General features: G+C 73.8%; 29 protein-coding genes. 7 read left to right on the forward strand and 22 right to left on the reverse strand.

The genetic code is table 11. The features are described from left to right. Nucleotides 1-156 precede the first annotated feature (156 nt). Together DT076_RS03430 and DT076_RS03435 are read right to left on the reverse strand one after the other, a co-directional pair. Nucleotides 157-1,137, reverse strand: coding sequence for a TerC/Alx family metal homeostasis membrane protein (locus DT076_RS03430; RefSeq protein WP_114125278.1), 981 nt, complete (start codon nt 1,135-1,137; stop codon nt 157-159). 221 nt (nt 1,138-1,358) lie between these two features. Further along, on the reverse strand, nt 1,359-1,796 hold the full coding sequence (locus DT076_RS03435) for an ester cyclase (RefSeq protein ID WP_114125279.1): 438 nt from the start codon (nt 1,794-1,796) through the stop codon (nt 1,359-1,361). Nucleotides 1,797-1,865: 69 nt separating this feature from the next. Between DT076_RS03435 and DT076_RS03440 the strand changes: the two genes are divergently transcribed. Continuing rightward, a complete protein-coding gene (locus DT076_RS03440; protein ID WP_114125280.1) occupies nt 1,866-2,504 on the forward strand; it encodes a TetR/AcrR family transcriptional regulator in 639 nt (212 codons plus the stop codon). A gap of 29 nt (nt 2,505-2,533) precedes the next feature. Here DT076_RS03440 and rlmN read toward each other — a convergent pair whose 3' ends face one another. The 6 genes from rlmN to rpsB all read right to left on the reverse strand — a co-directional run bounded on the left by rlmN (nt 2,534) and on the right by rpsB (nt 8,050). Next, a complete protein-coding gene (gene rlmN, locus DT076_RS03445) occupies nt 2,534-3,703 on the reverse strand; it encodes a 23S rRNA (adenine(2503)-C(2))-methyltransferase RlmN (protein ID WP_114125281.1) in 1,170 nt (389 codons plus the stop codon). 63 nt (nt 3,704-3,766) lie between these two features. Continuing rightward, a complete protein-coding gene (locus tag DT076_RS03450; protein WP_233493664.1) occupies nt 3,767-4,582 on the reverse strand; it encodes a phosphatidate cytidylyltransferase in 816 nt (271 codons plus the stop codon). Between the two features lie 84 nt (nt 4,583-4,666). Next, on the reverse strand, nt 4,667-5,221 hold the full coding sequence (gene frr / locus DT076_RS03455; protein ID WP_199538973.1) for a ribosome recycling factor: 555 nt from the start codon (nt 5,219-5,221) through the stop codon (nt 4,667-4,669). Nucleotides 5,222-5,306: 85 nt separating this feature from the next. Beyond that, nucleotides 5,307-6,017 (reverse strand): UMP kinase, encoded by a 711-nt coding sequence (gene pyrH, locus DT076_RS03460; RefSeq protein ID WP_114125284.1) that lies wholly within the window; start codon nt 6,015-6,017, stop codon nt 5,307-5,309. A 113-nt stretch (nt 6,018-6,130) separates the two neighbouring features. Then, entirely contained in the window at nt 6,131-6,949 is an 819-nt protein-coding gene (gene tsf, locus DT076_RS03465; RefSeq protein WP_114125285.1) for a translation elongation factor Ts, read from the reverse strand. Between the two features lie 84 nt (nt 6,950-7,033). Then, nucleotides 7,034-8,050, reverse strand: coding sequence for a 30S ribosomal protein S2 (gene rpsB, locus DT076_RS03470; protein ID WP_114125286.1), 1,017 nt, complete (start codon nt 8,048-8,050; stop codon nt 7,034-7,036). 340 nt (nt 8,051-8,390) lie between these two features. On the opposite strand from rpsB, the gene DT076_RS19295 reads away from it, so the two are divergent. Continuing rightward, nucleotides 8,391-9,389, forward strand: a complete 999-nt coding sequence (locus DT076_RS19295; RefSeq protein ID WP_158548029.1) for a M23 family metallopeptidase — start codon at nt 8,391-8,393, stop codon at nt 9,387-9,389. Between the two features lie 29 nt (nt 9,390-9,418). On the opposite strand, the gene DT076_RS03480 is transcribed toward DT076_RS19295, so the two are convergent. Continuing rightward, nucleotides 9,419-9,943 carry an SRPBCC domain-containing protein gene (locus DT076_RS03480; RefSeq protein ID WP_199538939.1) on the reverse strand — a complete coding sequence of 175 codons (525 nt, stop codon included), beginning with the start codon at nt 9,941-9,943 and terminating at the stop codon, nt 9,419-9,421. A gap of 90 nt (nt 9,944-10,033) precedes the next feature. Beyond that, entirely contained in the window at nt 10,034-10,657 is a 624-nt protein-coding gene (locus tag DT076_RS03485) for a TetR/AcrR family transcriptional regulator (RefSeq protein WP_114125287.1), read from the reverse strand. A 130-nt stretch (nt 10,658-10,787) separates the two neighbouring features. Here DT076_RS03485 and DT076_RS03490 point away from each other — a divergent pair, with 130 nt between their 5' ends. After that, entirely contained in the window at nt 10,788-11,537 is a 750-nt protein-coding gene (locus DT076_RS03490) for a DUF899 domain-containing protein (protein WP_114125288.1), read from the forward strand. Nucleotides 11,538-11,557: 20 nt separating this feature from the next. Here DT076_RS03490 and DT076_RS03495 read toward each other — a convergent pair whose 3' ends face one another. Then, the gene (locus DT076_RS03495) at nt 11,558-12,502 is read right to left on the reverse strand and encodes a tyrosine recombinase XerC (RefSeq protein ID WP_114125289.1); all 945 of its coding nucleotides are present in this window, start codon (nt 12,500-12,502) and stop codon (nt 11,558-11,560) included. Nucleotides 12,503-12,553: 51 nt separating this feature from the next. On the opposite strand from DT076_RS03495, the gene DT076_RS03500 reads away from it, so the two are divergent. Together DT076_RS03500 and def are read left to right on the forward strand one after the other, a co-directional pair. Continuing rightward, nucleotides 12,554-13,636, forward strand: a complete 1,083-nt coding sequence (locus tag DT076_RS03500) for a lactonase family protein (protein ID WP_114125290.1) — start codon at nt 12,554-12,556, stop codon at nt 13,634-13,636. A 57-nt stretch (nt 13,637-13,693) separates the two neighbouring features. Next, nucleotides 13,694-14,299, forward strand: coding sequence for a peptide deformylase (gene def / locus DT076_RS03505; protein ID WP_114125291.1), 606 nt, complete (start codon nt 13,694-13,696; stop codon nt 14,297-14,299). Between the two features lie 13 nt (nt 14,300-14,312). Here the strand turns inward: def and DT076_RS03510 are convergent, their stop codons facing one another. The 8 genes from DT076_RS03510 to DT076_RS03545 form a co-directional block, all read right to left on the reverse strand. Beyond that, on the reverse strand, nt 14,313-15,230 hold the full coding sequence (locus DT076_RS03510; RefSeq protein WP_114125292.1) for a metallophosphoesterase: 918 nt from the start codon (nt 15,228-15,230) through the stop codon (nt 14,313-14,315). Continuing rightward, on the reverse strand, nt 15,227-16,231 hold the full coding sequence (locus DT076_RS03515) for a LacI family DNA-binding transcriptional regulator (RefSeq protein ID WP_114125293.1): 1,005 nt from the start codon (nt 16,229-16,231) through the stop codon (nt 15,227-15,229). Before DT076_RS03515 ends, DT076_RS03510 begins: the two co-directional genes overlap by 4 nt. Then, nucleotides 16,224-17,993: an ABC transporter permease gene (locus DT076_RS03520; RefSeq protein ID WP_199538940.1), complete on the reverse strand. Its 1,770-nt coding sequence runs from the start codon at nt 17,991-17,993 to the stop codon at nt 16,224-16,226. The genes DT076_RS03515 and DT076_RS03520 overlap by 8 nt, the downstream gene beginning before the upstream one ends. Then, entirely contained in the window at nt 17,990-18,982 is a 993-nt protein-coding gene (locus DT076_RS03525) for an ABC transporter ATP-binding protein (RefSeq protein WP_114125294.1), read from the reverse strand. The genes DT076_RS03520 and DT076_RS03525 overlap by 4 nt, the downstream gene beginning before the upstream one ends. A 61-nt stretch (nt 18,983-19,043) precedes the next feature. Beyond that, a complete protein-coding gene (locus tag DT076_RS03530; RefSeq protein ID WP_114125295.1) occupies nt 19,044-20,123 on the reverse strand; it encodes an extracellular solute-binding protein in 1,080 nt (359 codons plus the stop codon). A 179-nt stretch (nt 20,124-20,302) separates the two neighbouring features. Beyond that, a complete protein-coding gene (locus DT076_RS03535; RefSeq protein ID WP_114125296.1) occupies nt 20,303-21,124 on the reverse strand; it encodes a TrmH family RNA methyltransferase in 822 nt (273 codons plus the stop codon). Nucleotides 21,125-21,131: 7 nt separating this feature from the next. Beyond that, nucleotides 21,132-21,377, reverse strand: a complete 246-nt coding sequence (locus DT076_RS03540) for a hypothetical protein (RefSeq protein ID WP_158548030.1) — start codon at nt 21,375-21,377, stop codon at nt 21,132-21,134. Between the two features lie 5 nt (nt 21,378-21,382). Further along, complete coding sequence (locus DT076_RS03545) at nt 21,383-22,165, reverse strand: ABC transporter ATP-binding protein (protein ID WP_114125298.1); 783 nt, start codon at nt 22,163-22,165, stop codon at nt 21,383-21,385. 62 nt (nt 22,166-22,227) lie between these two features. Here DT076_RS03545 and DT076_RS03550 point away from each other — a divergent pair, with 62 nt between their 5' ends. Next, nucleotides 22,228-22,947 carry a hypothetical protein gene (locus tag DT076_RS03550; RefSeq protein ID WP_114125299.1) on the forward strand — a complete coding sequence of 240 codons (720 nt, stop codon included), beginning with the start codon at nt 22,228-22,230 and terminating at the stop codon, nt 22,945-22,947. A 61-nt stretch (nt 22,948-23,008) separates the two neighbouring features. Here the strand turns inward: DT076_RS03550 and DT076_RS03555 are convergent, their stop codons facing one another. From DT076_RS03555 to fabG, 3 genes are read right to left on the reverse strand one after another with little or no spacing between them, the layout of a single operon-like run. Next, the gene (locus DT076_RS03555; RefSeq protein ID WP_114125300.1) at nt 23,009-23,647 is read right to left on the reverse strand and encodes a DNA-3-methyladenine glycosylase; all 639 of its coding nucleotides are present in this window, start codon (nt 23,645-23,647) and stop codon (nt 23,009-23,011) included. Next, nucleotides 23,644-24,414, reverse strand: a complete 771-nt coding sequence (fabI, locus tag DT076_RS03560; protein WP_114125301.1) for an enoyl-ACP reductase FabI — start codon at nt 24,412-24,414, stop codon at nt 23,644-23,646. Before fabI ends, DT076_RS03555 begins: the two co-directional genes overlap by 4 nt. A 59-nt stretch (nt 24,415-24,473) precedes the next feature. After that, nucleotides 24,474-25,196 carry a 3-oxoacyl-ACP reductase FabG gene (gene fabG / locus DT076_RS03565; RefSeq protein WP_114125302.1) on the reverse strand — a complete coding sequence of 241 codons (723 nt, stop codon included), beginning with the start codon at nt 25,194-25,196 and terminating at the stop codon, nt 24,474-24,476. Nucleotides 25,197-25,218: 22 nt separating this feature from the next. Here fabG and DT076_RS03570 point away from each other — a divergent pair, with 22 nt between their 5' ends. Next, a complete protein-coding gene (locus tag DT076_RS03570) occupies nt 25,219-26,046 on the forward strand; it encodes a TerC family protein (RefSeq protein WP_114125303.1) in 828 nt (275 codons plus the stop codon). Nucleotides 26,047-26,052 lie beyond the last annotated feature (6 nt).

Raw genomic sequence — 26,052 nt, forward strand, 5'->3', positions numbered from 1 at the left:
ACCACGTCGTCCACGACCACGGCCGCCGGGTGCGGGGGCTTCAGTGCCGGTGCCGCCGTCGGGTGTGGACGGTCGTCAGCACCGCGCACGAGAGCACCAGCGCGAGCAGGACCAGCACGGTCAGCACCGCCTGCACCAGCAGCTCCACGAGCAGGATCACGTCGTCACCTCCTCCCGCTCCGCGGTCCGGCGCGAACGCAGGCTGGTGACGGTGACCGTCGTCAGCACCAGCACGATGGCGACCAGCGAGGCCCAGGTGGGCACCTCCGGGACGGCGGGCCAGATGCCGTGGGCCCAGTGCAGCACCAGCTTCACCCCGATCAGGGCGAGGATGATGGCCAGCCCGTGGTTGAGGTGGACGAGCTTGGCCAGCGCGGTCTGCAGGACGAAGTAGAGGGCCCGCAGCCCCATCAGCGCGAAGGCGTTGGTGGCGAACACCAGGTAGGGATCGGCGGTGATGCCGTAGATGGCCGGCACCGAGTCGACGGCGAAGACCACGTCGGTCGCGAGGACGGCGACCACGACGACGGCCAGCGGGGTCAGCGCCCGCAGACCGCCCTCGCGCGCGACCAGCTTGGTGCCCCGGTAGTCGTCGGTGACGGGCATCACCCGGCGCAGCAGCCGGACCACCCGCATCTGCGAGACGTCCCGCTCGGCGGGCTCGTCCGAGACCGCGTCACGCATGATCTTGACGGCGGTGGCGAAGAGGATGGCACCGAAGACGAGGAAGGCCCAGGTGCCGGCCTGCAGGAGCGCGGCCCCTGCGGCGATGAACACGCCGCGCAGCACCAGCGCGCCCACGATGCCGAACAGCAGCACCCGCTGCTGCAGGACCGCCGGCACGGCGAACCCGGTGAGGATGAGCATGAACACGAACAGGTTGTCGACCGAGAGCGACTTCTCGACCACGAACCCGGTGACGAACTCGAGCGCCTGGCCGCCGCCGTAGGCCCACCACAGGTACAGCGCGAAGACGAAGGGCAGCGAGAGGTAGAACACCGACCAGCCGACGGCCTCGCGCAGTGTCACCTCGTGCGGACGGCGGGTGACGGCGAAGTCGACCGCCAGCAGGGCGAGCAGCACAGCGATGCTGACCGCCCAGAGCAGGGGGGTACCGATGGATGTGTCGTCGGGCATGGGGCCTCCTCGGGCACGTCGTCGCGTCCGAGGTCTTCCTCACCTGCTGAGGTGGCAGCCCGAGGACGTCGTGGGACGTCCGGAATGACCGGGACCGGCCTGTCGAGGTACTCCCCTCGTACCGAAGCATACGCCGTCCGCCGGCGCCGGGTCGACAGCAGCGGGCGGTCGCGACCGCCCGCAGCGCACGCCCGCCCCGGCCCGGCCCGGCGGTGCCGCGTTCAGAGCCGCTGCGGCTCGGCGGCGCGCTGTGGCGGCGGCACCGTACCGACCTGGACCCTGGCGCCGAGCTCGTCGCGGACCCCCCAGTGCTCGGCCAGCCGACGCCCTTCGGTGCGGTAGACGTGGATGGTGGCCATGGCGTACGGCCGACCCGCCGCACCGGCGCCGTGCACGGCGTCCACCCCCGACCCGTACCCGGTGGCCCGCAGCACGATCCGGTCCGGTGTCTGGATGACGTCCTCCACCTCGTAGCGCAGCCGCAGCACCCGGGTGACGAAGCCCAGGACCTGACGGTAGCCCTCCGGTCCCGGCGGGATCGGGAACGGTGAGCCGTGGTCGACGAAGTCGGAGGTCACGCACTCGTCCAGGCGGCTCAGGTCACCGCTGTTGATCGCCTCGAAGACCGCCTCCGCGGCCGGCCACGCCTCGTTGTCCATATCGGCTCTCCCCCGGGTTTGATTGGATTAGCATTCCACTCAAACTGACGCTAGACCCCAGGAGGTCGGGTGGCAAGGGCCTACGACCGGACCCGGCGTGACGAGCAGGCGCAGCAGACCCGGCACCGGGTCCTGCAGGCGGCCGAACGGCTGCTGGTCGACCATGGGATGCCCGGCTTCACCGTGGCCGCGCTGGCCACCGCGGCAGGGGTGAGCCCGCAGACCGTCTACAACACCGTGGGTGGCAAGGCCGACGTGGTCAAGGCCCTCTACGACGTCCGGCTGGCCGGCGACGACGAGCCCGTGCCGATGAGTCGACGCCCCGCCTTCCGCGCGATGGAGCACAGCCCCGACACACGGGCGCTGCTCGAGGCCTACGTCGCGATCACCGCTGGCATCCACTCCCGGGTGGGGTCGTTGCTGGGACAGCTGTTCGCCGCCCGCGGTGACCCGGTCGTCACCGGGTTCGTCGCCACCATCGACCGCGAACGGCGGGTCGGCAACGGCCACGCGGTCGACCTGCTGCAGCGCCGGCACGGGCTGCCGGCCGGCCTGGACCGCGAGGTGGCAGTCGACGTGGTCTGGACGCTGACCTCCCCAGAGGTCGCCGACCGGCTGCTGCGCACCTGCGACTGGCCGCTCGAGCGCTACCGGCACTGGCTGCTGGAGAGCCTGCTCGCCAGCCTCGGTCCCCGGGCCCGCACCTGAGCGGACCGGCGGACGTCGCCCCCGGCCGCTCAGACCTCGGCGGCGGCCAGCTGCCCGCAGGCGCCGTCGATCTCGCGGCCGCGGGTGTCGCGGACGGTCACCGGGACGCCGTGGGCCTCGAGCCGGCGGACGAACTCGCGCTCGTCCTCCGGGCGCGAGGCCGTCCACTTCGACCCGGGGGTGGGGTTGAGCGGGATGAGGTTGACGTGCACCCAGCCCCAGTCGCCGCGCCGCTTGAGCACGCGGGCCAGCTCGTCGGCCCGCCAGGCGTGGTCGTTGATGTCCTTGATCAGGGCGTACTCGATCGAGACCCGCCGCTTGGTCACCCGGGCGTACTCCCAGGCGGCGTCGACCACCTCGTCCACCTTGTGCCGGGTGTTGATCGGCACCAGCGTGTCGCGCAGCTCGTCGTCGGGGGCGTGCAGGCTGACCGCGAGGGTGATCGGCAGCCCCTCCTCGGTGAGCTGCTGGATCCGCGGCACCAGCCCGACGGTGGACAGCGTGATCCCGCGGGCGCCGATCCCCAGCCCGTCGGGGGCGGGCGCGACCAGGGTGCGGATGGCGGCGATGACCGAGCGGTAGTTCGCCATCGGCTCGCCCATCCCCATGAAGACGACGTTGTTGATGCGGCCCGGGCCGCCGGTCACCTCGCCGCGGGCCAGCGCGCGGGCGCCGGCCACCACCTGCTCGACGATCTCGGCGGTGCTCATGTTGCGCTGCAGCCCGCCCTGGCCGGTGGCGCAGAACGGGCAGGCCATCCCGCAGCCGGCCTGGGAGGAGATGCAGATGGTGCTGCGGCTGCCCGGACGTCCGGCGCCGTAGCGCATCAGCACGCTCTCCACCAGGGCGCCGTCGTGCAGCCGCCACAGCGACTTGACGGTGGTGCCGCCGTCGCAGCCCAGGGTGCGCACCGGCGTCAGCAGGGTCGGGAAGAACTGGTCGGCCACCGCCTCGCGGACCGCGGCGGGCAGGTCGGTCCAGCCGGACGGCTCGTCGTCCAGCCGCTCGTACCAGTGCCGCGACAGCTGGGAGGCGCGGAAGGCCGGCAGCCCGGCCGCCCGGATCCGCTCGCGCCGGCCGTCGGCGTCGAGGTCGCTCCAGTGCTCGGGCGGCTTGCCGCGCCGGGGCGCCTGCATCACCAGCGGCAGCGCCGGCGCGTCGTCCGGCACCACCTTCTCGTGGTCGTAGATCTCGCTCATGTCCTCACTCCGTGCTGTGCGGTGCGGTCGCCGTGGTGCGGTTCGGTCCGCAGGTGCTCGTGCTCAGCCGCCGGGGATCAGCAGGTACATGGTGAACCAGGCCACCGGTGCAGCCACCAGCAGCGAGTCCAACCGGTCCATCACCCCGCCGTGCCCGGGCAGGATCGAGCTCATGTCCTTGATCCCGACGTCGCGCTTGACCAGCGACTCGATCAGGTCACCGCAGACGCCGACGGCGACCAGCAGGACGCCGAGGAGCACGCCGGCCCAGAGCGGACCGCCGAGCCCCCACACCACCAGGCCGACCGACGTCGCCGCGCCGAGCAGGAACGAGCCTGCCAGACCCTCCCAAGACTTCTTCGGGCTGATCTTCGGCGCCATCGGGTGGCGGCCCAGCAGGGCGCCCACCGCGTAGCCGCCGACGTCGCCGGCCACCACCACGCAGATGAAGGTGATGACCCGCAGCGAGCCGTTCTCCCCCGCCAGCATCAGCGAGACGAAGGCCCCCAGCAGCGGGACGTAGCCGATGATGAACAGGCTGGCGGCGGCGTCCTTGACGTAGCCCTCCTGACCCCCCGGCATCCGCCAGATCAGCGCCGCCAGCACGGTCGCCCCGAGGGCGCCGAGCAGGATGGTGTTGGCGGTGATCGGCGAGTCCTGCAGCGCGGCGAAGTAGGAGCCGATGACGATGCCCAGCGTGCCGACGACGATCGGCACGATGGCCGAGCGCAGCCCGATCCGGCGCAGCGCGTGGTGCAGCTCCACCGCACCCTGGGCCAGCGCCACCGCCACCAGCACCGCGAAACCGAGCTGGAACTTCCAGAGGCTGAAGACCAGGAACGCACCCAGCGCCACCCCGACGCCGATCGCGGCCGGCAGGTTGCGGCCGGCCCGCCCGTGCTCCCGCGCGACGGGTGGGTCGTCCGCACCCGCCTGTGCGGTGGTGGCGTCCTCGGAGCTCACTCAGACCTCGAGCAGTTCGGCTTCTTTGCCCTTGAGCACCTCGTCGATCTGGTCGGTGTGCTTCTTGGTGGCGGCGTCGAGCTGCTTCTCCGCGCGCACCACCTCGTCCTCACCGGCCTCCTTGTCCTTGACCAGCTTGTCGAGGGCGTCCTTGGCCGCGCGGCGGGCACCGCGGACCGAGACCCGGGCCTCCTCGGCCTTGGTCTTGGCCAGCTTGATGTACTCCTTGCGGCGGTCCTCGGTCAGCTGGGGCAGGGTGACGCGGATGGACTTGCCGTCGTTGGACGGGTTGACCCCGAGGTCGGAGTCGCGGATGGCCCTCTCGATCGCCGACATCGCCGAGGTGTCGTAGGGGGTGATCAGCACCATCCGTGCGTCCGGCACCTGGAAGCTGGCCAGCTGCTGCAGCGGCGTGGCGGTGCCGTAGTACTCGGCGGTGATCTTGTTGAACATCGCCGGGTGCGCCCGACCCGTCCGGATCGCGGCGAACTCCTCCTTGGCGTACTCGACGGCGGAGTCCATCTTCAGCTCGGCCTCGGTGATGATGTCGGCGATCACGGTGATCGTGTCCTTCCCTGGTCGTTCGTCTGGTGCGGTCGAGCCGGCCGGCTCGGGGCGTCGGGCCGCTCGGCCCGCTCGCTCAGGCGTGCACCGTGGTCCCGATCCTCTCACCCGCGACCACCCGGGCGATGTTGCCCTCGGTGTCGAGGTTGAAGAAGACCATCGGCAGCCGGTAGTCGCGCGCCATGCTGATCGCGGTGGCGTCGGCCACCTTGAGGTTCTGGGCGAGGAAGTCGTCGTAGCTGAGGTCGTGGTAGAAGACGGCCTGCGGATTGGTCCGCGGGTCGCTGTCGTAGACGCCGTCGGTGCCGTTCTTGCCCATCAGCAGCACCTCGGCACCGATCTCCAGCGCCCGCTGCGCGGCCACGGTGTCGGTGGAGAAGTAGGGCATCCCCGAACCGGCGCCGAAGATCACCACCCGGCCCTTCTCGAGGTGGCGCTCGGCCCGCCGCGGGATGTAGGGCTCGGCGACCTGGCCCATGGTGATGGCGGTCTGCACCCGCGTGTCGACGCCGACCTTCTCGCAGAAGTCCTGCAGTGCCAGGCAGTTCATCACCGTGCCGAGCATGCCCATGTAGTCGGCGCGGTCGCGCTCCATCCCGCGCTGCTGCAGCTCGGCCCCGCGGAAGAAGTTGCCGCCGCCGACCACGATCGCGACCTGGACGCCGTCGCTGACGACGTCGCCGATCTGGCGGGCGATGCTGGCCACGACGTCGGGGTCGACACCGATCCGGCCACCGCCGAAGGCCTCGCCGGACAGCTTCAGCAGGACGCGCTTGTAGGCGGGCAACTCACCACTCCTCGATCGGTGCCGGTCTCTGCCGGGCGGCCGCGTGCCGGACCCCGGATACGGACGTGCGCCGCCAGGTCACCCCGGCGGCGCACGTCACTCTAGTGCTCGGATCAGACCCCGGCCTCGAAGCGGACGAAGCGGCTGACGCTCACGCCGCCGGCCTCGAGCACCTGGCCGACCGACTTCTTGTCGTCGGAGACGTAGGGCTGGTCGAGCAACACGACGTCCTTGAAGAAGCCGTTCACCCGGCCCTCGATGATGCGCGGCAGCGCCTTCTCGGGCTTGCCCTCCTCGCGCGCGGTGGCCTCGGCGATGCGCTGCTCGTTGGCGACGACGTCGGCCGGCACCTCCTCGCGGCTGACGTAGCTGGGACGCATCGCGGCCACCTGCATGGCGACCGAGCGGACCAGCATCTCGTCCTCACCGGTGTACTCCACCAGCACGCCCACCTGCGGCGGCAGGTCGGAGGCGCGGCGGTGCAGGTAGACCGAGGCGGTGCCGTCGAAGTAGGCGGCGGCCGCGAGCTCGAGCTTCTCACCGATCTTGGCGGCCAGCGCGCTGATCGCCTCGGCGACCGTCTGGCCGCTGCCCAGGGTGAGCGCGTTGACCGCGTCCACGTCGCCGGCCTTGGCCTGGTCGGCGGCGGCGGCGATCTCGTCGGCCAGGGCGACGAACTCGTCGTTCTTGGCCACGAAGTCGGTCTCGGCGCCGAGCTGGACCAGGGCGTTGCCGGAGCTGGCGACGATCCCGTTGCTGGCCTCACGCTCCGAACCGCGCTTGGCGGCCTTGGCCTGGCCGGAGACGCGGAGCACCTCCACCGCCTTGTCGAAGTCGCCGTCGGCCTCGGTCAGCGCCTTCTTGGCGTCCATCATCCCGGCGCCGGTGGCGTCGCGGAGCTTCTTCACGTCCGATGCAGCGAACGATGCCATTGTTCCTCTTCTCGTGGGCCTGCCCGAGGCAGGCGTCGGGGACGGTCGGGCGTGCGGGAGCCGGGGCGCCCGCACGCCGGGTGGTCAGCTGTTCGAGATGGACCCGCTACCGGCCTCGCCGGTCTCGGCGCCGGTCGCCGCATCGGTGGCCGGGGCCTCCTCGGCGTCGGCGGCGGTCGCCTCGACATCGGTGGCCGGCACGTCGGCGGTCGGGTCGGACGCCTCGGCGGCGGCGGTCGCCTCGGCCGCGGGGGCCTCGGTGGCGGCCACGACCTCGGAGTCGGGGGTGGCGACGTCGGCGGCGTCGGCGGTCGGGGCCTCGGCCGCACCGGCCTCGGCGCCACCCAGCAGCTCGCGCTCCCAGTCCGGCATCGGCTCGGCCTCGGCCTCGGCGCCGGTCTGGCCGCCGGAGGAACGGGCCACCAGGCCCTCGGCGACGGCGTCGGCCAGCACCCGGGTCAGCAGCGCGACCGAGCGGATCGCGTCGTCGTTGCCGGGGATGGCGTAGTCGACCTCGTCGGGGTCGCAGTTGGTGTCGAGGATGCCGATCACGGGGATCTTCAGCTTGCGGGCCTCGTCGACGGCCAGGTGCTCCTTCTTGGTGTCGACGATCCACACCGCCTGCGGGGTGCGGGCCATGTCGCGGATGCCGCTGAGGGTCTTGGACAGCTTGTCCTTCTCCCGGCGCAGGATCAGCAGCTCCTTCTTGGTCAGCCCCGAGGCGGCGACGTCGTCGAAGTCGAGCTGCTCGAGCTCCTTGAGCCGCCCGATCCGCTTGCTGACCGTGCCGAAGTTGGTGAGCATGCCGCCCAGCCAGCGCTGGTTGACGTAGGGCATGCCGACCCGGCTGGCCTGCTCGGCGATGGCCTCCTGGGCCTGCTTCTTGGTGCCGACGAAGAGCACGGTGCCGCCCTTGGCGACGGTGTCCTTGACGAAGGCGAAGGCGCGGTCGATGTAGGTCAGCGACTGCTGCAGGTCGATGATGTAGATGCCGTTGCGCTCGGTGAAGATGAAGCGCTTCATCTTCGGGTTCCAGCGACGGGTCTGGTGCCCGAAGTGGACGCCGCTCTCGAGCAGCTGGCGGGTGGTGACGACGGCCATGGCCGATCCTCCTCGTTGGTGCGCGTGGCGCACCGTACGGTCTGTCCGGCGCCGAACCGTTCGGCACCGCCTGATGCAGACCCGTCCCGACCCTCGTGAGGGACCGTGGGGACTGGGGCCGCCCGCACCCTCAGGTCCGGAGCGGCGTCTCTGCATGCGAAGTCAACCCAGGTGGCTGGGTTGCTGCGGGAAGTCTACGTCGGCTCCCCCGTCCCCGCCACTCGGTCGTCGCCGCCCGCCGCCGCCCGCCGTCGTCCACAGGACGCCCGTCCTCCCGAGCACCGTCCACAGACGCCTCCGTCGGCCGACGGGTGGCGGCCGGACCGCCCATGGTCGGTCCATGCATCGAACCGTGTCCCGGCCCGGGCGGTGGTGGGCCGCCGCCCTGCTCCTCCTGCTGGCCGTCCTCTCCGCGGCCGCCCTCCCGGCCCGTGCCGAGCCGCGGTGGCCCGACCCGGCCGGCTGGCCGCTCGCCGGAGCACCCGTCGTGGTCCGGCCCTTCGACCCGCCGGCCGAGCGCTGGGGTGCGGGTCACCGTGGGGTCGACCTCGCCGGCACGGAGGGTGAGCCGGTGCGGGCCGCTGCCGCGGGGACGGTGGCGTTCGCGGGCATGGTGGCCGGGCGCCCGGTGCTCTCGATCGACCACGGCGGGCTGCGCACCACCTACGAGCCGGTCCGCGCCACCGTCGCCGTCGGTGCCCGGGTCCGGGCGGGCGACCCGGTCGGGGTGCTGCTCGCCGGGCACTGCCCTCCCGGCGCCTGCCTGCACTGGGGTCTGCGGCGGGGCGATGAGTACCTCGACCCCACGCTGCTGCCCACCGCGGTGGACGCCGACACCGCGTTGCGGCTGCTACCGGCGCGCAGCGTGGGCGAGGCCGAGCGGGCGGCCCGGGAGCGGCAGGCCGCGCCCTCCGCTCGGCCCGGACCACCCGGCACGCCCGGCCGGCACGGGTTCGTCGCCCCGTCCGACGGTCCGCTCACCTCACCCTTCGGGCCCCGGCTGCACCCGGTGCTCGGCGTCCGCAAGCTGCACGACGGCACCGACTACGGCGCGCCCTGCGGGGCCCCGATCCGCGCCGCGCAGGACGGCACGGTGGTGCAGCGCGACGTCAACGCCGGCTACGGCAACCGGCTGGTGGTCGACCACGGCGACCTCGGCGGGCACCGCTTCCGCACCTCCTACAACCACGCGATGGACTGGTCCGTCGCGGTGGGTGAGCGGGTGCGCCGGGGGCAGGTGGTCGGTCGGGTGGGCACCACCGGCTACTCCACCGGCTGCCACCTGCACCTGATGATGTGGGTGGACGGTGGGCTGGTCGACCCGGCGTCGTGGCTGTGAGCCGGTGCCGGCCGGCCGCCCGGGACGGGTCAGGCGGAGACGGCGGGCAGGTGCTGGTCGGCCCAGCGCCGACCGGGCTCGGGGTCGACGCCGAACCGCGCGGCGTAGGCCTCGTGGATCTCGCGCCAGTGCCGGTGGGCGTCCTCGTCGCTGAGGTGGCCGCCGGCGAGGTGCGGCTCGAGCCTCGACAGGTAGGTCTGCCAGCCGGTGGCGGTCTGGGCGGCCGGCAGGTCGTCGATGACGTGGACGAAGACCAGCCGGCAGCCGGCCCCGTCGGGGTGCAGCTCGAAGCTCTGCGGCTGCCCGGCCATCACCCAGGCCAGCCGGTGCGGCGGACGGATCTCGGTGATCTCGAGGGTGGCCCCGCCGAGGTCGATCGTCTCCCCCTCGGCCGGTCCCCAGTCAGCGGCACCGGGGAAGAAGCGGCGCAGCTCCTCGGGCGTGCTCACCGCCTGCCACACGCGCTCGACGGGGTGGGCCAGCGTCAGCTCGAAGCGCAGCGTCGGGCGTCCGTCGGTCGTCTCCAGCGTGCCGTAGGCCAGGTCGTGGGTCATCGCTCGTCCTCCCATGTCGTCGGTGCTCTCACCATAGGCAAGCGTTCACTTGCCTGTCAATGGTTCGCGGGACGCGGGGCATGAGGAGGGTCACTGCTGCAGCAGGCCGCGGACGACCGCGTCGACCGTGCGCGCGGCGGCCGCCCGCCGCTCCTCCGCCGGCACCTCGCGCAGCGGGCCCTGCAGCGCCAGCAGGGCGAAGCCGTGCACGGCCGACCAGCACGGCCACTCCGCACCCGGCCGGCGGTCCGGGTGCAGCAGGCCGGCGGCGACCAGGTCGTCGAGCGCCTCGACCAGCCTGCGCAGCGGCGGCGGCAGCGAGCCGGCGGGGCGCCCGAGGTCACCCGCACCCGCCAGCCGGGGGGTCGCGAAGGCCACCTCGAACCAGCCGGGCTCGCGCAGCGCGAACTCGATGTAGCCCAGCCCGACGGCCCGGAGGCCCGCCACCGCGGCATCGGGGTCGTCCGGAGCGGGTCGCGCCGGCGCGGCCATCTGCTCGGCCATCCGAGCCTGCACCTGCTCCACCACCGCGGCGAGCAGCGCGTCCCGGTCGGCGAAGTGGCGGTAGGCGGCGTTCGGGGACACCCCAGCCCGGGCGGTCATCTCGCGCACCACCAGCGCGGCCGGCCCGCCGGCCCGGGTCAGCTCGAGCGCGGCCTCGAGCAGGGCCTGGCGCAGGTTGCCGTGGTGGTAGGCCGTCCGGGAGCGCGGCACCGGTCCTCCGATCCGGGTCGTGGTCAGCGCGGGTCGACCCTTGACGGCGGCCGGAACCCGATGTGTACGCTGTCAACATATCCGGTCGGCGATCTGCGGACCGCGGCGCGTCTCGAGCGAAGGAGCAGAGATGACCACGTCAGCCACCCCTCCCGGCACGACCGCCCCGCCCGGCCCGACCGCACCGGCGCTGCCGCCCGTGGTCGCGGAGGAGCGGTGGCGTGAGCAGCTGGCCGAGCTGCGCCGCCGCGAGAAGGCCGCCACACGCGAGCTCGACGCGATCGCGGCCCAGCGGCGCCGGCTGCCGATGGTGCGGATGCCCGAGTACACGCTGGTGGGGGCGGAGGGACCGGTCCGGCTGGTCGACGTCTTCGCCGGCCGCTCCCAGCTCATCACCTACCACCACATGTGGTCGCCAGGCGCGCAGTGGCAGTGCGGGGGGTGCACCGGGTTCACCTCCCAGTACACCCGGCTGGACTTCCTCGACACCTACGACGCCCGCTTCGTCGTGGTCACCCAGGGCGAGATCGGCGAGGCGCTGGCCTACCGGGAGAAGGTCGGCAACCGGATGGAGTGGTACTCCACCGCCGGCAGCAGCTTCGGCGCCGACGTCGACGCCCCGCCCGGGGGCGGGTTCGCCGTCAACGTCTTCCTCCGCGACGGCGACACCGTCTACCGCACCTGGCACACCACCGGCCGGGGCACCGAGCAGCTCAGCCACACCTTCGCGCTCATCGACCTGCTGCCCTGGGGGCGGCAGGAGCCGTGGCAGGACTCGCCCGCGGGCTGGCCGCGCAACGAGACCTACGAGGGGTGGTTGGACTCCCCCGACATCGCCCGGCTCTACGGACCCGGGGACGGGGTCGCCGAGCAGCGCTGACGCACCACCCAGACGGGCGCTCACGCCCGGGGGTGGGCCTGCTCGAAGGCGGCGCGCAGCCGGTCGGTCGTGACGTGGGTGTAGATCTGCGTGGTCGCCAGCGAGGAGTGCCCGAGCAGCTCCTGCACGCTGCGCAGGTCGGCCCCGCCCTCCAGCAGGTGGGTGGCCATCGCGTGCCGCAGCCCGTGCGGTCCGAGGTCGGGTGCGCCCTCCACCCCGGCCAGGGCGCGGTGGACGATCCGGCGGACCACCCGCGGGTCGATCCGCGCACCCCGCTCGCCGACGAAGACCGCGGCCCCGGCGGCCGGGGTCGCGAGCCGGCCCCGGACGTCCAGCCAGGCCTGCAGCGCGGTCCAGGCCGGGCGGCCGACCGGGACCACCCGCTCCTTGTCGCCCTTGCCGAGCACCCGGACCAGGTGCCGCTCCCCGTCGAGCTGGTCGAGGTCGAGGCCGCACAGCTCCGAGACCCGGGTGCCGCAGGCGTAGAGCATCTCCAGCAAGGCCACGTCGCGGCGGGCGACCGGGGTGTCGTCGGCGCCGACGGCCTCGATCGCCCGGCTCAGCATCCGCTCGGCGTCGCGCTGGTCCAGCGTCGGCGGCAGCCGCCGTCCGCGCCGGGGCGAGCGCAGCGCCTGGGCCGGGTCGTGCGGGATCCGGCCGGTGCGGTGCAGCCAGCCGAAGAACCCCCGGACCGCGGCCGCGCGGCGCTGCAGGGTGCTGCGCTGCATCCCGCGGCTCTGCTGGTTGGCCAGCCAGCTGCGCAGGTCGGGCAGCCCGACCTGCTCGAAGCCGGTGCGGCCCAGCCGGTCCAGGTGCTGCACCAGGCCGTCCAGGTCGCCGGCGTAGGCGCGCAGGCTGTGCGCGGACAGGTGCTGGTCGAGCTCGAGCGAGCACAGCCAGTCCGCGCGGGCGGCCCGGGCCCACCCCGGCCCGGCGGCGTCGTCGCTGCTCGACGGCTCGTTCACGCGGCGATCGTAGGCCGCCCGGTGGCGGTGCGCCGGTATAGCCTCGCCGGCATGGCTGACGACCCCGCGACCTCCGGCGACCCCTCGATCCTCGTCGGCTCGGCCGTCTACGTCGGTGGGTACACCGGCGAGGACGTGCAGCGTCGCGGCGTCGAGGCCTACCGGTTCGACACCGACCAGGCCGACCGGCTCGCCCTCACCGAGCTGGCGCCGGTGCCGCTGAGCACCCCCAGCTTCCTCGTCGCCCACCCCGACCGACCACTGCTCTACGCCGTCGGCGAGACCACGCCCACCACGGTGAGCGCGCTGCGCATCGCTGAGGACGGCTCGCTGGAGCTGCTCAACACCGTGGTCTCCGCCGGTGCGGGCGGGTGCCACCTCGCGGTGGACGAGACCGGGCAGTACGTGCTGGTCGCCCACTACACCAGCGGGTCGGTCTCCACCTTCGGCATCGCCGCCGACGGGCGGCTGTCGGAGGAGCTGGACCACCACGCCTTCTCCGGCAGCGGGCCGCACGCCGACCGCCAGGACGGACCGCACGCCCACCAGGTGGTGCCGCACGAGGGACGGGTCCTGGTCTGCGACCTCGGCACCGACCAGGTGCACCAGCTGCGGCTCGACGTCGAGGGTCACCTCCGGCTGGCCGCCGACCCGATCGCCCTGCCGGCCGGCTCCGGGCCCCGCCACCTGGTGGTCAGCGGCGACCACCTCGTGGTCGCCTGCGAGCTCACCGCCCGGCTCTGGCTGGCCCGGCGGGTGGACCACCGGTGGCAGGAGCTGGGCTCCTGGCCCAGCACCAGCGCCACCGCTGCGGAGTGCTTCCCCTCCGCCCTCCGGCTGCAGGACGGCCAGGTGCTGGTCGGCAACCGCGGGCCCGACACGGTCGCCGTCTTCGACCTCGACACCGAGCAGGGCCGGCTGGTCGAGGTGGCCGAGCTGAGCACCGGAGGACGCTGGCCGCGCGACCTGTGGTGCAGCCCCAGCCACCTGTGGGTGGCCAACCAGAACTCCGACGCGGTGGTGGCCTTCCGCCGCCCGCGGGACCCGGACACCGGCTACGTGCTCGACTTCGAGATCCCGACCGCCGCCCCGGCCGTCGTCCTCGTCCGCGACGTCGCCGCGGCCGCCGGGTAGCATCGCGGGTCGGCCCCGTCGCCGAGACGACCCACGCACCACGGAGGAACGACCCGCATGACCAGCCTGGACCTGACCACCGGCGGCACCGTGCTGCCGATCACCCGGTGGGGCACCCCGGTGATGCACGCGGCGACCCGGCCCGTCACCGCGTTCGACGACGACCTGCGTGCCCTGGTCCGGGACATGTTCGCCACCATGGCCGCGGCCGAGGGCGTCGGGCTGGCGGCCACCCAGGTCGGCATCGACCTCGCCGTCTTCGTCTACGACTGCCCCGACGCCGACGACCGCCGCCACACCGGGGTCTTCTGCAACCCGCGCGTGACGCTGCCCTCGGGCCGGGACCGGCGGCTGGAGTCGGCCGACGAGGGCTGCCTGTCCTACCCCGGCGCCTGGGCCCCGCTGTCGCGTCCGGACCAGGCGCTGTGCCAGGGCCAGGACCTCGACGGCCGCGACGTCGAGCTGGTCGGCACCGGCCTGCTGGCTCGCTGCCTGCAGCACGAGACCGACCACCTCAACGGCACGGTCTTCGGCGACCGCCTGCCGGGCCGGATCCGCAAGAAGCTCACCGCCCAGCACGAGTCGATGGCCGACCGCTACCCGGCCGACTGGCCGGTCTCGCCCAGGCGTCCGGTCGAGACCACGCCGACCAGCGCCGGCTGACCGGCGCCGGCCCTCAGCAGGTGGCGTCGTCGGGTCGCACGAAGCCCGCCGCCGCGAGCCGCCGGGCGACCTCGTCGCGCTCCACCCGCTCCCCCACCGTCGGGTGCGCGGCCACCGGGGCGACCGCGTGCACCACGGTGTCCGGCAGCACGTGCACCACCGCGAGCGCCTGCTCCCCGTCCTGACCGCGGGTGCCACCACCGGCGGCCAGCAGGTCCTGGGTGTAGGCCAGGCTGCTGGCGGCGTGCACCGGCACCCCGGCGAGGGTCGCCGACAGCGGATGGTGCACGTGCCCGGACAGCACGGCGCGGACGTCGGTGCCGTGCAGCACCTCGGCCAGCCGCTGCTGCCCGCGCAGCTCGACGGTCAGCGCCAGGTCGAGCACCGTCGGCGCCGGCGGGTGGTGCACCACCAGCACGGTGCCGTGCTCGGCCGGCTCGGCCAGCAGCCCGGCCAGCCAGGCCAGCTGCGCCTCGGCCAGCTCACCCCAGTGGGCGCCCGGCACGCTGGAGTCGAGCACCACCAGCCGCAGGCCGCCCAGGTCGTGCACGCCGTGCACCGGCGCGTCGGCCCCGTCCGCCGCGCCGGGGTCGGTGCCCGCGGCGGCGTCGTGCAGCAGCTCCCGGCGCAGCGCGGCCCGGTCGTCGTGGTTGCCGCAGCCCACCACCACCCGTGCGCCGAGCCGCTCGGCCACCGGCCAGACCATCGCGCGCAGCCGGCGGTAGGCCTCCGGCTCCCCGCGGTCAGCCAGGTCGCCCGACAGCACCAGCGCGTCGGGTCGTACGCCGGAGGCCTCGAGCCGCTCCAGTGCACGGGCCAGTGCCCGGTCGGCGTCGACCACCCCGTAGAGCAGTGCCCCGTCACCGGTGAGGTGCAGGTCGCTCAGATGGGCCAGCACGGCCAGCGGCCGCGGGTGCTCGGTCACGGTCATGCCGTTCCCCTCTCCGTCAGTGTGCGGCCCACGACCAGCTCCCCGCGCCAGCCGCGGTGGGTCGGCAGGGTCAGCTCCTCCCCGCCCAGCAGGGCGGCCAGCCGGTCCACCGCACCGGTAGCAGCCTCCTCGACCGGCATCCGCACCGTGGTCAGGCCCAGCAGGTCGATCCCGGGCATCCGGCCGTCCCAGCCGGTGGTCGAGGCGCTCAGCCCCCGGGCGGCCAGCCCCCGCAGCACCGCCAGCTGGCGGACGTCGGAGGTGCACAGCACGGCGCTCGCGCCAGCGGCCACCGCGTCCAGGGCGGCGGGGACGCCGTCGGCCGGGTCGGGCCCGGTGCGCAGCCGCCGCACCGCCACCCCGGCCAGGGCGCGCTCCAGGTCGTCGCCCCGCCGGTGCTCGCCGTAGGAGGTCTCGGCGGAGGCGCCCAGCAGCACCACGTCGCGGTGGCCCAGCGCCACCACCCGCTCGGCCAGCAGGCGGCCGTGCCACTCCTCGTCGTAGGACTCGGCGTGGATCCGCGGGCTCGCCTCCGGACGTCCGACCCGCACCATCGGCACCTCGGCGGCGAACGGTTCGAGCCGGGCCGAGTCGACCCCGCCGGTGGCGACCAGCAGGCCGGCCACCCGCATGCCGAGCAGCCGGCGCAGCGCGAGCACCTGCCGCTCGCCGCCAGGGTCGGCGCCGATGGTGACGGTGACCAGCTCGAGCCCGGCCGCGGCGGCGGCCACCTCGAGGGCGGAGAAGAGCTGGCCGTAGACGGGGTTGGCGGCGTCGCGCAGCATCAGCCCGATCGCTCCTCCACGGGCGCCGGAGGCCAGCTCGGTGGCCATCAGGTTGGGCACGTAGCCCAGCTGCTCGGCGGCCCGCTGCACCCGTTCGCGGGTGCTGGCCGCGATCCGACCCTGCCCACGCAGCGCGCGGGTGGCGGTGGCGCGGGAGACGCCGACCGCCCGGGCGACGTCCTCGATCCGCACCCCGAGGGCGCCCTGGTCAGCCACGGGCGGTCCCCGTCGGCCGGCGGCGGTAGACCGCCCACAGCACCAGCCCCTGCACCACCATCAGCAGCACCGTGTAGACGAAGGTGGTCCCCATCGACTGCACCGCCGACTCGCCCTCGGTGGACTGCTTGATCGCGATCCCCAGCGGCTCGAAGAGCGGGTGGTAGAGGAACACGGCGGCATCGTAGTCATCGAGCAGGCTGGTGAAGTTGAGCGCGGCGACGGCCGCCATGGTGGGGGCGATGACCGGCACCACGACCCGCCGGACGGTGGTCAGCTGGCCGGCGCCGAGGATGCGGGCGGCGTCCTCGACCTCGTCCGGGACGGCGGCGAAGGCGGCCTTGAGCAGCCGCAGCGTGAAGGGGATCTTCACCACCACGTAGGCCACCCCGAGCAGCACCACGGTCCCGGTGAGCACCTGCTGGGCGGCCAGCAGCCGCGGCCGGTCGAAGGTCATCACCAGGCCGAGGGCGATGAGGATGGTGGGCAGGATCCACGGCAGGTGCAGCACGTACTCCAGGGCCGAGGCCATCCAGCTGCGCCACCGGCTGAGCAGCCGGGCGACGAGCACCATGGCGAGCACGACCACCACCGAGGCCAGCCCCGAGTAGACCACCGAGACCACGAACGGGGCGAGGGCGCCGGCGTCGGTCAGCACGGTCACCCAGTGCTCGACGGTCAGGTCACCCAGACCGATCGACCCCGCCATCACCGCGCGCGGGTCGACGAAGGAGAAGACGACCGCGCACAGCACCGGCACCACGTAGACCACCCACAGCGCCCAGGCCAGCACCTGCACGAGCACCGAGCCCCAGCGGGTGCGGAACGGTTGCGGGGCGATCGGGGTGGCGACCTTGGCCACCGCGAAGTAGGTGCCGCCGCGCTCGACCCGGTTCATCAGCGCGAGCAGGACGATGGTGGCCAGGCCCAGCAGGATCGCCAGCAGCGCGGCCACGTCGCGCGAGCTCTCCGAGCGGGCGAAGGTGAGGATCATCGGGGCGACGGTCTGGAAGTCGCGTCCACCCAGCACCAGCGGCGCGGTCAGCGCGCCGAGCCCGGTGAGGAAGGTCAGCACCGTGACGGCGAAGATCATCGGCCGCAGGCTGGGCAGCACCACCCGGCGCAGCACCGTCGTCGGCGAAGCGCCCATCAGGCGGGCGGCCTCGACCGACTGCGCGTCGATGCCCGCGAGCGCGGCGGAGAGGAAGAGCATGTGGTTGGTGGTGGTGGCGAAGGTCATCACCAGCACCACCGCGACGAACCCGGAGAACCAGTCGCGGTCGAGGTCGGGGTACCACCGCGCCAGCGCGTTGGTGACGAACCCGTAGCGGCCGTAGATGAAGCTGTAGCCGGCGGCCAGCACGATGCCGCCGTAGACGAAGGTGGTGGCGTAGCCCAGCCACAGCACCCGGCGGGCGCGGACCCGGAACCAGCCGGTGACCAGCACGATGAACACCCCGACGACGTTGACCGTCACGGCCAGGGTGGCCGCCAGCAGCACGCTGTGACCCAGCGAGCGCAGCGCCCGCTCGCTGGAGAGCAGCCGCTCGAAGGCGCTCAGGCTGAGCCGGCCGTCGGGGGCGAAGGTGGCCTGCAGCAGCGTGACGTTGGGCAGCACGAGGAAGGCCGCGGCGAACCACAGCGTGGCCACCAGCACGACCACGCCGAGCGGGCTGCTGAGCACGCGCCGGGTGCTGCCGCGGCCCCGGCGGCCCCGCCGCGGGCCGCCGGGTCGCACCGGGGTGAGGGTGTCGGCGCTCACCGCGCCGCCCCGAACCGGTGCACGCGGTCGGCGTCCAGGCCGACGGCTACCGGGTCGCCGAGGGAGAGGCCGGCCGCCGACGCGCTGGGCACCGCGGCCAGCAGCGGGTCACCGGCCAGCTCGAGCCCGACGAGGGTGGACGGGCCCCGGTAGGCCAGGGTGCGCACCACCGCGGCGGCGCCGCCGTCGACGGCGAGCCGGACGTGCTCGGGCCGCACCCAGACGTCCTCCTCGCCGTCCAGCCCGGCCAGCACCGAGCGCTGGGCGTCGGTGAGCCGGGTGGCCTCGCCGACGAAGTCGCACACCTGCGCGCTCGCCGGCTGCTCGTAGACCTCCCGCGGGGTGCCGACCTGGGCCAGCCGTCCCTCCGACAGCACCGCGATCCGGTCGCTGAGGGCCAGCGCCTCCTCCTGGTCGTGGGTGACGTAGACGGTGGTGATGCCGACCTCGCGCTGCAGCCGCTGCAGCTCCCCGCGCAGCTGCACCCGCAGCTTGGCGTCCAGGTTGGACAGCGGCTCGTCCAGCAGCAGGATCCGGGGCCGCAGCACGAGCGCGCGGGCGATCGCCACCCGCTGCTGCTGCCCACCCGACAGCTCGGCGACCCCACGCCGCAGCTGCTCGGGACGCAGCCCGACCTGGTCGGCGACCCGGTCGACCCGTTCGCGCTGCTCGGCCTTGGCGACCCGCTGCACCGACAGCCCGAAGGCGATGTTCTCGGCCACGGTCATGCTGGGGAACAGCGCGTAGCTCTGGAAGACCATGCCGACGCCGCGCCGCTCGCTGGGCACGTCGGTGACGTCGCGGCCGTCCACGTGCACCCGGCCGCTGGTGGGCTGGACGAAGCCGGCCAGCGCCCGCAGCGCGGTGGTCTTGCCGCAGCCGGACGGGCCGAGCAGGGTGAAGAACTCGCCCTCGGCCACCTCCAGGTCGAGCCCGTGCAGGGCGACGGAGTCGTCGTAGGCGACACGCAGCGCGTCGAAGCGGATCATCGGTCCTCCTGGGGACGGGGACGGCGGCCGGACCGCGGGGTCCGGCCGCCGTCGGGGCGGGTCAGGGCAGGTACTCCAGCTCGATCCGCTCGACCCACTCGCCGATGTGCTCGCGCACCACGGCGTAGTCGATGTCGGCCCGCTGGACCGAGCCGACCAGCTCGACCACCTCGGGGTTGGCCTGCTCGGCGGCGACCTCGTTGACCGGCATCGCGTCGAACTCCGCGGCGAAGGCGCCCTGCACCTCCGCGCTGCCGAACCAGTCGATGAACTCCGCCGCGCGCTGCTCCTGGTCGGTGCCGGCGATGATGCCGATCTGCTCGGTGACGTAGGGCACGCCGGAGGCCGACGGGACCACGGCGGTCTGGGTGCCGTACTCCTCGTCGCGGGAGAACACGCTGCCGCTGGGGATCACGCCGTAGTCGACCTCGCCCCGGTCGAAGCGGGCGTAGAGGTCGGTGCCCTCCACGGCGGGGTCGCCGTTGGCGAAGTAGGCCTCGACCGCCGCCCAGCCCTCGTCGGAGACCTGGCCCTGCTCGTCGGTGTAGGGCGCCAGGATGCCGGCGACCACCAGCTGCGGGGTGGCCTGGCCGAGGGAGGTGTTCACCTCGTACCGGCCCTGGAAGCGGGGGTCGATCCACAGCTGGCTGACGTCGGTCGGCACGTCGGTGACCCGCGAGCTGTCGTAGGCCATGAGGATGGCCTGGTCGACCAGCGGCCAGTAGGCGCCGTCGACCGGGTCGCCGGCCTCCGGCGGCACCTCCCCGGACCAGGTGGGCTCGTGGGCGGTGATCGCCTGCTCGGCCTTGAGCTGCTCGAAGTACATGGTGTTGAGGCCGTAGACCACGTCACCGACCGGGTTGTTGACCTCGGCGATGATGCGGTTGGTCAGATCGGCCCCGCCCAGCCCGACGATCTCGATGTCGAACCCGGCCTCGGCCGCCTGCTCGGTCACCCACTCGCCGCGGCCGTCGGAGTTGGAGTTCGTGTAGACCACCAGCGGCCCGCCGCCGGCCGGCGCCTCCTCTCCCTCCGGCGCGGCCGCTCCACCGCCACCGCACGCCGTCAGCGCGGCCAGCACCGTGCCGGCCAGCAGCAGGGCCGCCGGCCGACGCAGCCCGAGCCCGATCCGTCGTTCCATCGCTGTCTCTCTCCCTGCGACCCGGGGGTCGCCTCGCCCACTCGGAGGCCGCGTCACCACTGGTGCGGTCGCGCGACCGCACGCACTGTAGACCGGTGTCCGTGAACGTCAGGACCGACCCTGGTGAACGACAGGTGCCGGCCCGGAACAGCCTTCGTGACGGCGCCGGACGACGACGCTCAGGAGGCAGGGCCGAAGGCGTAGCAGGCCACCGCCGCTGCGGCCGCCACATTGAGCGAGTCGATGCCGCGGGCCATCGGGATCCGGGCCACCACGTCGGCCTGCTCGACCCACCGCCGCGACAGCCCGTCGCCCTCGGTGCCGAGCAGCAGCGCCACCCGCCGCCCCGGGTCGGCGGCGGCCTCGGCGGCCACCTCGGACAGGTCGCGGGCGTCGTCGGAGAGCGCGAGCGCCACCGTCCAGAACCCGGCCGACCGCAGGGTCGGCACCGCCTCGGCCCAGTCCTCCAGCCGCGCCCACGGCAGCGAGAACACCGCGCCCATGCTCACCTTGACCGAGCGCCGGTACAGCGGGTCGGCGGCCCGGGGCGCCAGCAGGCAGCCGTCGAAGCCGAGCCCCGCCGCGCTGCGCAGGATGGCGCCGACGTTGGTGTGGTCGACGACGTCCTCGCAGACCACCAGGCGTCGCAGGGTCAGCAGGTCGGCGACGGTGTGGCGCTGCTGGCGGTGCAGCGAGGCCAGCGCCCCGCGGTGCACGTGGAAACCGGTCACCTCCTCGGCCAGGGCCTCGCTGACGACGTACACCTCGACGTCGGGGTGCGCGGCCAGCAGGTCGGCCAGCCCCGCCAGCCAGCGCTCGGCGAGCAGGAACGACCGTGGCCGGTAGCCGGCCTCCAGCGCCCGCCGGATGACCTTCTCCCCCTCGGCGATGAACAGCCCCTGCTCGGTCTCCAGGTGCCGGCGCAGCGACACGTCGCGGAGCCGGACGTAGTCGGCCAGCCGCTCGTCCGCGGGGTCGTCGACCAGGACCAGTCGGGCCATCGGCGGCTCAGGCGGGACGACCGACGCGCGGACGGGCCCACCACACGGCCGCGCCCGCCAGCACCAGCGCGACCAGCAGCTGCAGCCACCAGCCGGCCGGCCAGAGCGCGGCGACGACGGCGGTCAGCGCGACCGCGCCGGCCACCGGCAGCAGCCGCCGGTCCGCCACCACCAGCCGGGCGGCGGCGAGCAGCGCGGCCAGCGCCAACCACAGCAACCAGGGGTGGTCGCCGAGGAAGTCGTTGAGGTTCACCGCCATCAGCGGGCCGTCGCCGACCAGCGGCCGCGCTCGTGGCGCAGCACGAGGTCGATCTCGAAGGTCTCGCTCATCGCCTGCTCGGTCAGGGTCTCGGCCAGCGGGCCGGCCGCCACCACCCGTCCGTGCTTGAGCAGCAGGGCGTGCGTGATCCCGGCCGGGATCTCCTCGACGTGGTGGGTGACCATCACGGTGGCCGGCGCCGTCGGGCTCGAGGTCAGCTCGCTCAGCGTGCGCACCAGGGACTCGCGGCCGGTGAGGTCGAGACCGGCGGCCGGCTCGTCCAGCAGCAGCAGCTCGGGATCGGTCATCAGCGCCCGGGCGATCTGCACCCGCTTGCGCTCGCCCTCGCTCAGCGTGCCGAAGGTGCGCTCGGCCAGGTGGTCGACCCGCAGCTGGGCCAGCAGCTCGTCGGCGCGCTCGTGGTCGAGGGCGTCGTACTCCTCCCGCCAGCGCCCGAGCACGGCGTAGGAGGCCGAGACCACCACGTCGTGCACGCTCTCCGAGCGCGGCACCCGCTCGGCCAGCACGGCCGAGGTGACGCCGATCCGCGGCCGCAGCTCGAAGACGTCCACCATGCCGAGCAGCTCACCGAGGATCTCGGCCACCCCCGTGGTGGGGTGCAGCTGAGCGGCCAGCACCTGCAGCAGGGTGGTCTTGCCGGCGCCGTTGGGGCCGATCACCACCCACCGGTCGGCCTCGTCCACGGTCCAGGTGATGTCGTCGACCAGGGTGGCCGTGCCACGCCGGATGGTCACGCCTGCCAGGTCCGCCACTGCCGCCATGGGCACGAACCTACAAGATCGGCACCGGCTCCCGGGCCGGGTCGTTCGCCTACAGTGGCCGGATGCCGCGTCTCGCCGCGATCGCCCTGGCGACCCACCTCAACACCCTCCAGCACACCCCGCTCAGCGCCGAGGTCGCGGCCTCCCAGATCGCCCACGGCGACGTCGCCCACCATGTGGTCGACGCCGACGGCCTGCTCGGGCTCGACCCCCTCCGGGCGACCGACCTGCTCGACGCGCTGCGCGCCGTCCAGCTGCTGGCGCCGGGCTCCTGGCTGCTGGCGCTGCCCCGACCGGGGGCGCTCGGGGTGCTGCGCGGCCCGGTCGAGCTCAACTCGGCCGCGCTGGAGGCGGGGGCCGCGGTGGTCCACGAGGGCGGGGTGTGCGCCTTCGTGCCGCACCGCGTCGGCCCCGCGGTGCAGTGGCGGGTGCTGCGGGCGCACCGGCCCTTCCCGGTGCCGTCCTCGGCCGAGACCGAGCGGGCCCTGTCGACCGAGCTGCTGCGCGCCGCCGACGCGCTGGCCGAGCTGCAGGCCGCCTCCGGGCAGCGTCCGCAGCTGCTGGACGGGCCGGTGCTGGCCCCGGGCTACCCGGCCCGCCAGGAGCGGGCGGCCGAGCGCGCGCTGCGGCTGGTGCAGGTGACCGAGGCCGGACTGTCCGACGACCGGGAGGTGCTGCACTCCTTCGCGCTGCAGCGGCGCACCGAGCTGCTGCGCCGGCTGCACACCGTGGCCAGCGACGCGCTCTGCGCGGCCTGCGCCTGGCCGGCCGCCGAGCGGTGAGCGGCACGGACCGGCTGCTGGGGGCCACCGCACCGCAGGCTGGGGGCCTGGGTGCGCGCGGTCACCGGCGGCTGACCGGGTCGGACGCCGACCCGGGGGCGGCCGCCCGCGGCGAGCGGCGGTAGGCCGAGACGGTCGGCTCCCCGGCCAGCCAGAACCGCCAGGGTCGGTCGGCGGCCAGGCTGACCCCCACCCGCGGCCCGCTGAGCACCCGGGCGGGGTCGACCGGCGTCCCGGGCTCCAGCCGGGGCGGCGGGTCCTGCTCGAGGTCGGCGCCCAGGTCGGCCGGCACCAGGCCGAGCGCGGAGCAGAGGTTGCCCGGCCCGCGCGCCAGCCGGACGTCGTCGACGCCGCCCCGGCGCGCCCGGGCCAGGTCGTGCCCGGCCACCACCTCCCCGGCGCGCAGCAGCACCGCCTGGCCCTCCTCCGGCTCGCCGGTGACGACGTTGGCGCACAGGTGGATGCCGTAGGAGCGGTAGAGGTAGAGCCGTCCCGCCGGGCCGAACATGGTCTCCGAGCGCGGGGTGCGCCGGTACGCGTGCGAGGCGGGGTCGTCCGGTCCGGCGTAGGCCTCCACCTCGGTCAGCCGGACGCTGACGCCGTGGCCGTGCAGCACCGCCCCGAGCAGACCGCGGGCGGCGGCCAGCACGTCCGGCTCGTCCCCGGGCGCAGGTCGCTCCGCCGGCCGGGACGCGGTCATGCGCCGACCGCGTGCACCCCGCCGTCGACGTGCACGATCTCGCCGGTGGTGGCGGGGAACCAGTCGCTCAGCAGCGCGACCACCGCCTTGGCGGTGGGCTCGAAGTCGGTGGCGTCCCAGCCGAGCGGGGCGCGCTCGCTCCACACCTCGTTGTACTTCTCCGTGCCCGGGATGGCCTTCTTGGCCAGGCTCTCCAGCGGCCCGGCGGCGACCAGGTTGCTGCGGATGCCCTCGGGGCCGAGGTACTTGGCCAGGTAGCGGCTGGTGCTCTCCAGGGCGGCCTTGGCCACCCCCATCCAGTCGTAGCCGGGCCAGGCGATGGTGGCGTCGAAGGTCAGCCCGACCACCGAGCTGCCGCGGGTCAGCAGCGGCCGGCAGGCCATCGTCAGCGACTTCAGCGAGTAGGCCGAGACCTGCACCGCGGTGCCGACGTCCTCCCAGGGGGTGTCGAGGAACTTCCCGCCGAGGGCGGTCTCGGGGTTGCCGAAGGCGATCGAGTGCACGATCCCGTCGAGGCGGTCGACGTGCTCGCCCAGCGCCTCGGGCAGCGCCGCCAGGTGGTCGGCGTCGGAGACGTTGAGCTCGAGCAGCGCGGGCTCGGTGGGCAGCTTCTTGATCACCCGCCGGGTGATGCCCATCGCGCGTCCGAAGTTGGACACCACCACGGTGGCGCCCTGCTCCTGGGCCACCTTGGCCGCGGCGAAGCCGATCGAGGTGTTGAGGGTGACTCCCGCCACCAGGACGTTCTTGCCCTCGAGGATGCCCATCAGTTCCTTCCCTGCCGTGCTGGATCGAGGTGGCGGCGCCGTCGGCGCCGCCGGAGGTGTCAGTGGCCCATGCCGAGGCCGCCGTCGACGGGGATGATCGCCCCGGAGACGTAGCCGGCGCCGTCGCCGGCGAGGAACTCCACGGTGGCCGCGACGTCCTCGACCGCGCCCAGCCGGCCGGCCGGGATGCGCGCCTGGTAGTCGGCCACCTGCTGCTCGCTCAGCCGGGCGGTCATGTCGGTGTCGATGAAGCCGGGGGCGACCACGTTCGCGGTGATCCCGCGCGAGCCCAGCTCGCGGGTGATCGAGCGGGCCAGGCCCACCAGCCCGGACTTGGAGGCGGCGTAGTTGACCTGCCCGGCCGAGCCGAGCTGGCCGACCACCGAGGACAGGAAGACCATCCGCCCGAAGCGGGCCCGCATCATCGCCTTCGAGGCCCGCTTGGCCAGCCGGAAGGAGGCGGTGAGGTTGGTCTCGACGACGTCGGCGAAGTCCTGCTCGCTCATCCGCAGCAGCAGGGTGTCGCGGGTGATGCCGGCGTTGGCGACCAGCACCTCCACCGGACCCAGCTCGGCCTCCACCGTGGCGAAGGCGGCCTCCACCTGCTCGGGGTCGGTGATCTCGCAACGCACCGGCAGCGCGCCCGCCGGGACGTCCCCGCTACGGTGGGTCGCGGCCACCCGGTGCCCGGCGGCGACGAAGCGTTCGGTGATCGCCCGCCCGATCCCCCGGCTGCCACCGGTGACCAGGACGGTCCGTGTCGTGTGTTCAGGCTGCGGCACCCGGTAACGCTATCGTCTGCGCGTGGAAATCCTCACCAGCCCAGAGATCTGGATCGCCTTCCTCACCCTGCTGGCCCTCGAGCTGGTGCTCGGGGTCGACAACGTCGTCTTCATCTCGATCCTCGCCAACCGGCTGCCGGAGTCGCAGCGCAAGCGGGCGCGCCTGGTCGGTCTGACCCTGGCGCTGGTGATGCGGATCATCCTGCTGTTCTTCGCCTCCTGGATCGTCGGGCTGACCGACACCCTGTTCGGGATCGGGCCGTGGGAGGCGCTGCAGATCAGCGGCCGCGACCTGATCCTCATCCTCGGTGGCGCCTTCCTCATCTACAAGGCCGTCACCGAGATCCACGCCAAGCTCGAGGGCGAGGACGGCCACGGCGACGGTGGCGGGAAGGCCGGCACCACCTTCGGCCGGGTGATCCTGCAGATCGTGCTGATCGACATCGTCTTCTCCCTCGACTCGGTGATCACCGCGGTCGGCATGGTGGACGAGCTGGCGGTGATGATCGCCGCGGTGGTGATCGCGATCGGCGTGATGATGGTGCTGGCCGAGCGGATCGGCGGCTTCGTCGACCGCCACCCGACGGTGAAGATGCTCTGCCTGGCCTTCCTCGTGCTGATCGGGGCGACCCTGCTGGCCGAGGGCTTCAACTACCACGTCAGCAAGGGCATGATCTACGGCCCGATCGCGTTCGCGATCGTCGTCGAGGCGCTCAACCTCGTCTACCGCGGCCGTGCCGCCCGCCGCAAGGGCGCCCAGCAGGAGCCGGTGCACCTGCGCTCGAAGTACGCCGAGCAGCAGGAGGGCTCCACCCTCACCCCGCCGGCCGAGGCGCTGGACGAGCGCTGAGCCGTC

Source organism: Desertihabitans brevis (assembly GCF_003327535.1).
GTDB classification, from domain to species: Bacteria; Actinomycetota; Actinomycetes; order Propionibacteriales; family Propionibacteriaceae; genus Desertihabitans; species Desertihabitans brevis.